The following is a 9,054-nucleotide window of genomic DNA, read 5'->3' on the forward strand; positions in this document are numbered from 1 at the left end:
CGGCCGCGCCTCCACCCCGCCGCGGTCGTGGCGGCTGTCGCCCCCGCCCCCCCCCCCGCGCCGCCCCCCGCCGCGCGCGCCGGCCCCACCACCCCCAGGAGGTCTCATGCTCAGGCGAATCGCCGGCGTCATCGGCGCGGCGCTGCTCGGTGCCGCCGTCGTCACCGCGCCCGCCGCCCCCGCCGCCGCGGCGGTCACCCCCAGCCTCACCGCGACCATCGCGCTGAGCAACTGCTCCGCCGCGCTGGTCCGCTACCCCACCTCGCTCGACACCGACCGGGCGATGATGCTCACCAACGGCCACTGCTACGAGGGCGGCATGCCCGGCGCCGGCGTGGTCCTGCAGAACAAGAGCAGCCGACGCTCCGGCACGCTACTGAAGGCCGACGGCAGCGGCGCCGGCACCGTCCGCGCCGACCTGCTGCTCTACGCGACGATGACCGGCACCGACGTGGCCCTCTACCGCCTCACCCGGACCTTCGCCCAGGTCAGGAGCACCTACGGGATCACCGCGCTGACCATCACCGACACCCACCCGGTGGACGGCACCAGCATGTTCATCCCCTCCGGGTACTGGAAGCAGACCTGGAACTGCGCCGTCAACGGGTTCGTGTCCACCCTCAGGGAAGACCAGTGGACCTGGCACGACTCGGTCCGCTACGACACCGGCTGCGACACCATCCACGGCACCTCCGGCTCACCGATCGTGGACGTCGCCAGCGGCCGGGTCGTCGGCATCAACAACACCGGCAACGACGACGGCGCGATGTGTACCCTCAACAACCCCTGCGAGGTGGACGCCGACGGCACCACGCACGCCTACCAGGGGCAGAGCTACGGCCAGCAGGTCTACTGGTTCACCACCTGCCTCAACGGCAGCAACCAGATCGACCTCACCCGTACCGGCTGCCTGCTCACCCGGCCTGCCGCCTGATCATCGCGGGCACGGCGCCCCCGGCTGGACCGTCATCGGTCAGGCCGGCACCGGCACCGGCGCCGCTTCGGCGGGGATCGCGCGGCCGTCGTCGACGGTGAACAGGTAGGCGGACTCGACGTCCACGCCCAACGCCAGCCGCTCCCCCACCCGGGGCGCGGTGCGACCGTCCAGCCGGGCGACCCAGGCCGTGGCGCCCGCGTCGCTCCCGGCCGGGCGCCACGGCCTTCCGGGCGGCGGGAAGAACACCAGCGAGGCGTTGCCGAGAAACTCCACGGCCACCACGGTGGTCTCCAGCCGCGCCGCGGTCGCCGCCGGCGGCCAACTGAACGCGTCCGGGCGCACGCCGAGCAGGACCGGGCCGGCGGCGAGGGCCGGGCCGGCGGGCGCCGGCCACCGCTGCCCGTCGACGTCGAGGGTGGGCGGGTCGGTGTCGGTGACCCGCACCTCGGTGAGGTTCATGCTGGGCGAGCCGATGAAGCCTGCGACGAAGGCGTTGACCGGGCGGTGGTACAGCTCGTGCGGGGTGCCGACCTGCTGCACCCGCCCGTCCGCCAACACCGCGATGCGGTCGCCGAGGGTCATCGCCTCCACCTGGTCGTGGGTGACGTAGATGGTGGTCGTGTGGTGCTCGAGGTGCAGGCGGCGCAACTCGGCGCGCATGGTGACCCGCAGCTGGGCGTCCAGGTTGGACAGCGGCTCGTCCATGAGCAGGATGCGGGGTTGACGGACGATCGCGCGCCCGGTCGCCACCCGCTGTCGCTGGCCGCCGGAGAGCGCCTTCGGTTTGCGGTCGAGCAGCTCCTCGATGCCGAGCAGCTGCGCACTCTCGCGGACGCGTAGGTCACGAAGGTGCGCGGGCAGGTGGCGGAGGCGCAGGCTGAAGGCCAGGTTCTCCCGAACCGACATGTGCGGGTAGAGCGCGTAGTTCTGGAACACCATCGCCACGTCGCGCTCCTTGGGCGGGACGCCGTCGACGGACTCGCCGTCGATCAGGACGGTCCCGCCGGTCGCGTCCTCGAGGCCGGCGACGATGCGCAGCAAGGTGGACTTGCCGCAGCCGGACGGTCCGACGAGCACGAGGAACTCGCCCTCGTCGACGTGCAGGCTCACCTGGTCGAGCACCCGAACACCGCCCGGGAACTCCTTGGTCACCTGGTTGAGGTCCACGGTCGCCATGGCCGGCTCACCTCCATGCCTCTCCCTCCAGCATCCCGCTGCGGGCGCGGCCGGACACGGGCCGAAGGTCACCGCCGGGCAGGCCCGGCGGCGGCTGACCCGGCCGGCGATCAGTGCCGGCCGGGGCGGGCAGGATGCGATCCAGCCAGCCGGGCAGCCACCAGTTCCGGTGCCCGCGGCTCGTTCTCAGCCGGCGGGTGCCGGTTCGACCGGCCGGACCGTGAAGAAGCGGACGATGTCTTCCGCCGCGGTCGGGGACAGCATCATCGCCTGGACCCGTGCGGACATCTCGGCGATCGGATGAATCCGGCGGAACATCGCCTCCTCGTACGCCCGGATCGCCGAGTCCGGGTGGGTGGGGTTGGCGGCGAGTCGGCCGGCGAGCTCGGCGGCGTCGAGCATGGCCTGGTTGGCGCCCTCGCCGACCGGCGGCATGAGGTGCGCGGCGTCGCCGATGAGGGTGACGCCCGGCCGGCTGGCCCAGCGCGTATCGATGGGCATCGCTTCGATCGCGCGCGGCGTGGGCGCGCCGTCGCCGGCCTCGATGAGTGCGGTGAGGCGTCGGTCCCAGCCGGCGAACGTCTCCAGCAGGGTGCGCTTACTACGGTAGGTGTCGATGGGGCGATCGTCCGCGCGCAGTGAGATCCCGATCCGTAGGCTGCCGTCGCCGAGGCGTTGCGCGGCCAGGATCTGGTTCACGCCGACGCACCACAGGTTGCCGGGGCCGACCAGCTCGGCGAGATCGGGATGGCGCCGGTCGACGTCACTGATGTTCAGCTCCACGAGCGTGGCCACCCGGGACAGTTGGACGTCGACCAGCAGCGACCGGACGACCGAGCGCGCGCCGTCCGCGCCGATGAGGATGTCGCAGTCGGTTCGGTGGCCGTCCTGGAACGTCAGTGCCCAGCCCCCGTCGGGTCGCGGGGTGGCCGCGACAAGCCGGTGCCGCCAGACGACCGTGTCGCCGGGGAGGGAATCGAGCAGAAGCTCGCGCAGTGCGCTCCGGTCGATCTCGGGACGCCCGGAGTAGGAGCCGGGTGGTGGCTCATGGTGCACGAGGGTGCGTCCGGCCGGGTCGAGGATGCGATGTTCCTCGCCCTCGGGCCGCGCCTCGGACCGGAACCGGCCGGCGAGACCCGCGGCGGCCAGGGCCCGCTGCCCGGACTCCGGGTGCAGGTCGAGCGAGCCGCCCTGCGATCGCGCGGATCGGCTCGCCTCGCGCTCGTACACCACCGCGTCGATGCCGTGCTCATGCAGGATCCGGGCCAGGGTCAGGCCGCCCAGGCCGCCACCGGCGATCGCGATTCGCACTCCCATCCCGCTACCGTACACTGTATTTATGGATACACCGTACGGTAACGAAGCGTTGCCCGTCTGGGAACGGCCCGAACCCCAGCCACGGGCGGCGCCGGTGCCGTTGAGCCGAGAGAAGATCGCCGCGACGGCGATCCGGCTCGCCGACACGCACGGCCTCGACGGCCTGTCGATCCGCAAGATCGCCAAAGAACTCGGGGTCGGTCCGATGCGGCTCTACGACTATGTGCTCAACAGATCCGAGCTGCTCGATCTGATGGTCGACGCCGTCTACGCCCGGATCGCCGAGGTCGGCCAGCACTCCGAGTGGCGGGCCTCGGTACTGGCCATCGCCCGCGCGACCCGGGACGCCGCCCTTGACCATGAGTGGTTCTCCGACCTGCTCGGCGGACGGCCACACCTGGGACCCCATGCGCTCGCCGTGGGTGAAGCGACCGCGGCGGCGCTGAGCCAGGCCCCCGCCGTACGCGGCATCGACGGCCTCCAGCGGGCGCTGGGCGCGCTCAACGCCTTCATCATCGGAGCTGTCCGCAGAGAGGTCACCGAGCGGCGCACCGCCCGTTCCACCGGCACCGATGAAGCCGCCTTCCAGGCCAGCCTCGGCCCCTACCTCACCCGCATGTTGGAAACCGGCAGGTACCCGACCGTCGCCCGGCTCGTCATCGACGGCGCGCACCTCAACGCCGAGGAGACCTTCAACCACAACCTGACCACCGTCCTGGACGGCATCACCCGAGCCCGCGCCTGAGCGACTGCTCGGTGGCCGGCAGCCGGCGGGAAGCCGACGCGAATACCGGCCGCCGGCCGCGGACGACGCGGGCGGCGGCCGAGGCTCACGCCGGTCGGCGACCGTACTCGCTGTCGGTGACGTGCTCGCCCCACTCCGTTTCCGGTCCGTTCTGGCCGGGGGTGAGGCCGTCCCAGATGGCCAGGTGCGTCATGAACTGGTCAGGGGTGGCGCCGTGCCAGTGCCACTCCCCCGGCGGGCACCAGACGGTGTCGCCCGGTCGGATGACCACCACCTCGCCGCCGCGCGACTGGGTCAGCCCGATGCCCTCGGTGACCCGCAGCACCTGCCCGTTGGCGTGCCGGTGCCAGGCGGTGCGGGCGCCGGGGGTGAAGTGCACAGAGTTGCACCGGCCGATGGTGGGGCCGGTCGTGGGCACGATCTGGTCGAACCAGACGTCGCCGGTGAACCAGTCGGCCGGTCCCTTGACCGACGGCGGAGTCGTGAGAATCTCCATGGTCTCCCTCTGATTCCTTCCGGGTGGGGCGGGTCGCGCGGGTGGTCAGGGATTGAGCAGGACCTTGATGGCGCGGCGTTCGTCCATGGCCCGGTAACCCTCGGCGGCCTGCTCCAGCGGCAGGGTGAGGTCGAAGACCTTGCCGGGGTCGATCCGCCGGTTCCAGATCAGGTCGATCAGCTCGGGCAGGAACCGGCGCACCGGGGCCGGGCCGCCGTGCAGGTGCACGTGGGAGAAGAACAACTCGTCCCCGGGGAGCCGCACGTCGTGGGCGACTCCGACGTATCCGACGTGACCGCCCGGGCGGGTGGAGCGAATCGCCTGCATCATCGACTCCTGCGTGCCGACCGCCTCGATCACCGAGTGCGCCCCGAGGCCGTCGGTGAGTTCCTTGATGCGCGCGACGCCCTCGTCTCCGCGCTCGGTGACGATGTGCGTCGCGCCGTACTCCGCCGCCAGCTTCTGGCGGGGCTCGTGCCGGCTCATCGCGATGATCCGCTCGGCGCCGAGCTGCCGGGCGGCCAGCACGGCGAGCAGACCGACCGCGCCGTCGCCGACGACCGCGACGGTCCTGCCCGGGCCGACCTCGGCGGCGACGGCGCCGAACCAGCCGGTGCCCAGCACGTCGGAGGCGGCGAGGAAGCTCGGGATCAGGTCCTCGGGGGGAGCGTCGGGCGTGGCGACGAGGGTGCCGTCGGCCCACGGTACGCGCAGGTACTCGGCCTGGGCGCCGAGCCCGCCGACCGGCTCCCGGTGCAGGCATGAGGACTGGTAGCCGGAGCGGCAGATGACACAGGTGTTGTCCGAGGCGAAGAAGGAGCCGATCACGAACTGGCCCGGCTTGACGTTCGTGACCTCGCTGCCGACCTCCTGGACGACGCCGACGTACTCGTGGCCCATCGGGGCCGGTCCGCGGACCGCTTCCACGCCGCGGTACGGCCACAGGTCAGAACCGCAGACACAGGTCGCGGAGAGGCGGATGATCGCGTCGGTGGGCAGCATGATCCGGGGGTCCTCCCGCTCCTCCACCCGGACATCTCCCGGAGCGTGCAGGACGGCACCGCGCATGGGTTCTTCCTTTCCCAAGGGCCGGCCGCGATCCCGGCCCGTCATCCGCCCCGGCCTGTCCGCGCCGGCCGTGGTGATCCTGCGGTCCGGGCCTGGTAGCAGCCGGGAACGACGACGGCCGCCCGCGGCGGTCGGCGTACGTTCACCGCCACCCAGCTAACCCCGGCACGAGCCGATCAGGGAGTCACTCCTGGAAGGTGTACTGACAGAGCACCCCTCCGGACCGGCCCGAGACGTACGGTTCGAGAGGTGGACAACCGCACAGAGGTTCGGGAGTTCCTCGTCTCCCGGCGGGCCAGGATCAGCCCGGAGCAGGCGGGCCTGCCCGCCGGCAGGAACCGGCGGGTCCCGGGGCTGCGCCGCGGCGAGGTCGCCGCGCTGGCCGGGGTGAGCATCGAGTACTACTCGAAGCTCGAACGGGGCGGCCTCGCCGGCGTCTCCCCGTCCGTGCTGAACGCGGTCGCCCGGGCGCTGCAGCTCGACGACGCGGAGCGGGCGCACCTGTTCGATCTGGCCCTCGCCGCGGACGGCAGCGGCGCCCTAATGCGGCCCCGGCGCCGCGCCGCGAAACAGTGGTCGGTGCGCCCCAGCCTGCAGTGGGCCCTCGACGCCGTCAGCGGCGGCCCCGCCTTCGTCCGCAACGGCCGGATGGACCTGCTCGCCGCAAACCGGCTGGCCCGGGCGTTCTACGCCGACGTGTACGCCCAGCCGCAGCGTCCCGCCAACATCGCCCGGTTCACCTTCCTGGACGACAAGGCGCGCCGCTTCTACCCGGAATGGGACCTCGCCGCCGACATCTGCGTGGCGATCCTGCGTACGGAGGCCGGCCGGGACCCCCACGACAAGGACCTCCACGACCTCGTGGGGGAACTCTGCACCCGCAGCGACGAGTTCCGGAGGCGCTGGGGCGCGCACAACGTCCGGCACCATGGCACCGGGATCAAGAACTACCACCACCACGTCGTCGGCGACCTGGCCCTCGCCTACGAGGGGCTGGAGATGGCCGCGGAACCTGGCCTGACCCTCACCATCTACACCGCCGAGCCCGGCTCTCCGTCCGAGGACGCGCTCCGCCTGCTCGCGTCCTGGGCCGCCTCCCGGGATTCGGACACCGACCTGCAGACCGCGTTCACGGAGTAGTGGCCCCCGACCGGCGTCACCGCCGGCCAGGGGCCACTCGGGAGCAATCCCCGTCAGCCGTCGGGCTCCGGGGACGGCAGGTAGGCCCCCGGCACGTCCTCCGGCGCGAAGATCTTGTCCTCACCGGGGTACGGCTTCGTCCAGTCGTGCATCTCGTACCAGGTGAAGTGGTTCATCTGCGCCGGGTTCGCGAAGTCGCGCCGGGCGTCCGGCCCGGTCAGCCGCTGGTGCGACTTCCACTGATCCCACTGCGCGGCGACCTGCTGCTTGCCCGCCGGCACCGTGCCGGACGGCGCGGCCGCGGCGTTCGGGTCCTGCGCCGCCGGGGTGTCCAGGCCACAGGCGGGCGCGGTCTTGAGCCCTGCGGTCAGCGAGGTGCGGTTGGGCAGCGCGGTGAACGGCGTGAGGTCCGGGTGCTGGGTGAAAGCCGCCCGCATCGGGCTGGCCGCGCTGTCCTTCTGGTTCATCGGGTGGATCCCGAGGATCTGCTCGATGGTCCGGATCATCGTGATCTGCGTGTAGTAGTGGCTGCCGACGACGCCGTGCCGGGCCCACGGGCTGATGATCTGGGTCGGGGCCCGGTGGCCGTCGACGTGCTCGAGGCCGGCCTGGGAGTCGTCCTCGACCACGAAGATCGCAGAGTCCTTCCAGTACGGGCTGTGCGAGATGGTGTCGACGATCCGGCCGACGACGAGGGTCGTTGGTGGACTCACCGGGTTCCTGAACTACCTCACCCGAGGGGTGTCCCGCCGTTTCGCCGACACGCCGGCGCCGGCCGTGGGGCGCCGGGCCGGCCGGCCGGCGTGCGACGTCACGAGGTGCCGAGGATGACGAGTTGCTGGGTCGCGCGGCTCATCGCGACATAGCGGTCGACGGCTCCCTCGATGCCGTCGCCGAACGCCTCGGGGTCGACGAGGACGACCAGGTCGAACTCGAGCCCCTTCGCCAGCTGCGGGGGCAGCGACCGGACGCGGGACGCCGCCCGGAAGGCCGGATCGCCGATGACGCAGGCCACGCCGTCGGTGTGCGCGGCGAGCCAGGTGTCGAGGATCGGCCCGAGGTCCGACGCGGGCCCGTGCACGACGGGTACGCCGCTCCGGATCGACGTCGGCACGTTGGCGTCCGGGAGCACGGCCCGGATGACGGGCTCGGACTCCGCCATGACCTCTTTCGGCGTCCGATAGTTGACGGTCAGGGAGGCCAGCTCGATCCGGTCGAACCCGACCGGGCCGAGCCGTTCCTGCCACGTCTCGGTGAAGCCGTGCCGGGCCTGGGCGCGGTCCCCCACGACGGTGAAGCTGCGGGACGGGCAGCGCAGCAGCAGCATCTGCCACTCGGCGTCGGTCAGCTCCTGAGCGTCGCTGATTAGCTTAGGGATCCTGGGTCGGTTTGGGTTTCCGGGATCGTTTCCCACCTGGGTGGGGTCGCGTGGGCGTGGAGGTGGAATCCTGCGCCCAGGGCGGCTCCGCGTGGCCGGTGGCCGGTGGTGGGTGCGCTGATCGTGGTCACGTCCTGGTGCCGGTGGGCTGCGCGGGGCAGCCGTGTCCGGTCCGTTGGTGCGTGTCCCTCCGGACGCTTGCCCGCCCGGCTGTGGGGCCGGGTGGGGGAGGGTGCCCTGCGTCGCCTGGGCGCGGGGCGTGGTGGCTTGTGCCGGGTGGGGCCGGTCTTCGACCGGTCCGCCCGGCTGGTCTTGATCGTGGGGGTGACGACGGCGGCGGCTTCGAGTGTGTCGACCACGGGCCGGATGATCATGGTGCCGTTGCTGTGGTCGGTGACGGTTTTGGTCTGGTGGGTGAGGCCGCGGGCGGCGATGCGCCGCCAGGCGCCGTGGTCGCGGTCGCCCTGCCAGCCGCACCCTTGCGTGTTGGGGCAAATGGCCCATTTCCAGCCCGGGGTGGCGGGCCGGTCGGGGGCTTTGCGGTGCCGTAGCGGGGTCAGGCATTGCGGGCAGTGCTTGGAGGTGTTGCGGGCCGGGACGCCGACGACGGCGATACCGTGTTCGGCGGCGAGGTGCCGCATCCGGTCGACGATCTGCCCGCGGACCTGCTGGGACAGCCGCGTGTTCAGGGTGGCGCCCATGCCCTTGGCTTCCAAAGATCGCAGGTCTTCCACGTAGATCACTGTCGCGCCCGCGGCGATCGCCTGGTCCACCGTCCAGCGGGCGGCAGCCCACGC

9 protein-coding genes and 1 pseudogene are annotated in these 9,054 nt (G+C 72.2%); 3 read left to right on the forward strand and 7 right to left on the reverse strand.

The window, feature by feature from the left end; translation table 11 throughout:
* Positions 1-106: 106 nt before the first annotated feature.
* Entirely contained in the window at positions 107-934 is an 828-nt protein-coding gene (locus ACWEVO_RS20695; RefSeq protein WP_452309162.1) for a S1 family peptidase, read from the forward strand.
* A 39-nt stretch (positions 935-973) separates the two neighbouring features.
* Here ACWEVO_RS20695 and ACWEVO_RS20700 read toward each other — a convergent pair whose 3' ends face one another.
* Both ACWEVO_RS20700 and ACWEVO_RS20705 read right to left on the reverse strand, forming a co-directional pair.
* The gene (locus ACWEVO_RS20700) at positions 974-2,113 is read right to left on the reverse strand and encodes an ABC transporter ATP-binding protein (RefSeq protein WP_452309163.1); all 1,140 of its coding nucleotides are present in this window, start codon (positions 2,111-2,113) and stop codon (positions 974-976) included.
* A 186-nt stretch (positions 2,114-2,299) separates the two neighbouring features.
* Entirely contained in the window at positions 2,300-3,430 is a 1,131-nt protein-coding gene (locus ACWEVO_RS20705) for an FAD-dependent oxidoreductase (protein ID WP_452309164.1), read from the reverse strand.
* 22 nt (positions 3,431-3,452) lie between these two features.
* On the opposite strand from ACWEVO_RS20705, the gene ACWEVO_RS20710 reads away from it, so the two are divergent.
* A complete protein-coding gene (locus ACWEVO_RS20710) occupies positions 3,453-4,175 on the forward strand; it encodes a TetR/AcrR family transcriptional regulator (protein WP_452309165.1) in 723 nt (240 codons plus the stop codon).
* Between the two features lie 85 nt (positions 4,176-4,260).
* Here ACWEVO_RS20710 and ACWEVO_RS20715 read toward each other — a convergent pair whose 3' ends face one another.
* On the reverse strand, positions 4,261-4,671 hold the full coding sequence (locus tag ACWEVO_RS20715) for a (R)-mandelonitrile lyase (protein ID WP_452309166.1): 411 nt from the start codon (positions 4,669-4,671) through the stop codon (positions 4,261-4,263).
* Between the two features lie 45 nt (positions 4,672-4,716).
* Positions 4,717-5,739 carry a zinc-dependent alcohol dehydrogenase family protein gene (locus ACWEVO_RS20720; RefSeq protein ID WP_452309167.1) on the reverse strand — a complete coding sequence of 341 codons (1,023 nt, stop codon included), beginning with the start codon at positions 5,737-5,739 and terminating at the stop codon, positions 4,717-4,719.
* Positions 5,740-5,988: 249 nt separating this feature from the next.
* Here ACWEVO_RS20720 and ACWEVO_RS20725 point away from each other — a divergent pair, with 249 nt between their 5' ends.
* Positions 5,989-6,879 carry a helix-turn-helix transcriptional regulator gene (locus ACWEVO_RS20725; protein ID WP_452309168.1) on the forward strand — a complete coding sequence of 297 codons (891 nt, stop codon included), beginning with the start codon at positions 5,989-5,991 and terminating at the stop codon, positions 6,877-6,879.
* A 53-nt stretch (positions 6,880-6,932) separates the two neighbouring features.
* Here ACWEVO_RS20725 and ACWEVO_RS20730 read toward each other — a convergent pair whose 3' ends face one another.
* The 3 genes and pseudogenes from ACWEVO_RS20730 to ACWEVO_RS20740 form a co-directional block, all read right to left on the reverse strand.
* A complete protein-coding gene (locus ACWEVO_RS20730) occupies positions 6,933-7,592 on the reverse strand; it encodes an alkaline phosphatase family protein (protein ID WP_452309169.1) in 660 nt (219 codons plus the stop codon).
* 98 nt (positions 7,593-7,690) lie between these two features.
* A pseudogene (locus ACWEVO_RS20735) lies at positions 7,691-8,239 on the reverse strand (AAA family ATPase); the annotation flags it as partial.
* Between the two features lie 5 nt (positions 8,240-8,244).
* Positions 8,245-9,054: zinc ribbon domain-containing protein (locus ACWEVO_RS20740; protein ID WP_452309170.1), on the reverse strand; the 810-nt coding region annotated here is incomplete at its 5' end.

This window comes from Micromonospora sp. NPDC003776, assembly GCF_053605645.1.